General features: G+C 43.4%; 1 rRNA gene. It reads left to right on the plus strand.

Going from position 1 to position 1,877, the window contains the following annotated elements:
- Positions 1–85: 85 nt before the first annotated feature.
- Positions 86–201 (plus strand): 5S ribosomal RNA (gene rrf / locus JMA39_RS21075).
- The last annotated feature ends 1,676 nt before the right edge of the window (positions 202–1,877 follow it).

Here is a 1,877-nt window from a genome sequence, read left to right on the forward strand (position 1 = left end):
AATTAGAATGAAGCACTTAATGTAGTGTGAACCCAATTTTTAAGACTTGCATAGCGAGTCCAGCTTTCTAAATTTACCAAATTTGTCTGGAAACCATAGAGCTGTGGTCCCACCTGAATCCATTCCGAACTCAGAAGTGAAACACAGTATCGCCGATGGTAGTGTGGGGTCTCCCCATGTGAGAGTAGGTCATTTCCAGGCGTCAAATTAAGTGAAGAAGCCACCTTATTAAGGTGGCTTTTTTTGCGTTTGGGTGTTTGTAAAATACTGAACGCTAACTTATCTAGTATATACCTACCCGTTAAGGTGACTGCTTCACTTAAAGTAGACATAAATGCCAACCCCCTACGTCGCCCCATCGCTGAGCGAGGTCTCCAGCTTTGTAACAAGTTACTCGCGCTACAAAGACCTTGAATGCGTTGCATCCACTGCAGGGCTTCTTCGCCCCCATGTGTTCGCTGCGCGAACCGATTCGGTCATTTCCAGGCGCTAAATACACGATAAATCCCCAGCACTCTGTGTTGGGGATTTTTTCGTTTAATGGCTTTTGAATTGAATACTAACCATGTGGATATCGATAAATGCTCCTCGGTAACTGCTCCTGCGTTACTCTACCTCCTATATCCATATAGTCGTGCATAATCGACACTTCCGCCATCCTTGGCGGTCGTAGGGTGAAGAGTTTGCGCCTATCAAACGTCGTTTGATGCATAGGTTGAACGCGAAGAGCTAATGACCTACAGGATGTAGGGAATGCCATTTATGCAGGATGCAAATAAATGGTCTCGAAGCTGGCCATTTCCAGGCGCCACTTTTATTTCACTTTTGTAAAAGTGAAGACAAAACAGGATTATCGAAAGAGAAGCGAGAAAGCCCGCTACGATGTAGCGGGCTTTTTTACGTCTTGAATTTGTCATTTCCAGACTCACTCAAAATTTAACAGTGAAGAAGCCACCTCTCTTTATATGAGAAGAGTAGCTGGCTTTTTTGTGCAGGAAGTACTTATCCTTGAACGCCATGGATGGCGTAGGAGAGGATTTGTACAAGAAGTACTTATCCTTGAACGCAATGGATGGTGTCGGAGAGGGGTTGTATAGGAAGTAATTACCCTTGGCTTCCACCGTTGAAGATAAAGAGACACGTCCCTCGATAAATGCTCCTCGGCTCTAGCATCCTGCTTTGCTCTACATCCTATCTCCATATAGGCGTTTAATATTGCACTTCAGTCTTCCATGGCAGTCACCTATTGCTTGGTTTGGTCTGAAACCCTATCCAAGGGGAGTGTCTGAACACCTGTCTTGCAACAAGTTATTTGCGCTGCATTGACCATAGGCTTTTGATTTTTTGCCTAATACTTCCTCATTTTTAAACTAGGGATTAACTTACTAAGGTGGAAGGTGTCCTAAAGGCAGACCGTTCTCAAGCTAAAGATCACAGATCAGATTCCGAGAGTTTAATTTTGGGCTTGAGGAGGCAAGGTTAGTTGCGATATTTTCGTAATGACATTTACTTTGTCGTATGCTCTTATGCTTAACAGTAGCTTGTATAGATAGCCTTTTAAGATTGAAGAGTTGGGGATGGCTACTCATGGGGTAAATTTGTTCAGTTAAAGTTTAGATAGGAAACTTATTTCTATGGACCTATTCGTGCAAACTCAAACACTGATTGTGAGTAACTCTGTGGGTAAGTTGTTTGCGGGTTGTGCTTAGTAAAGGTATAAAAATTAAATGTATTTTTCTTTCAAAAAGCACTTGCGCTCGCCTCGAATCTCCCTATAATGCGCATCCACTGACACGGCACAGCAGGTCAACTACCCAGCGTAAACGCTAGATAGAACGGGACTTGCAGCGGTGTTGGGGATTCAAAAATCGAAAGAG

The sequence above is a fragment of the Shewanella schlegeliana genome, from assembly GCF_016765635.1.
In the GTDB taxonomy this organism is placed as follows: domain Bacteria; phylum Pseudomonadota; class Gammaproteobacteria; order Enterobacterales; family Shewanellaceae; genus Shewanella; species Shewanella schlegeliana.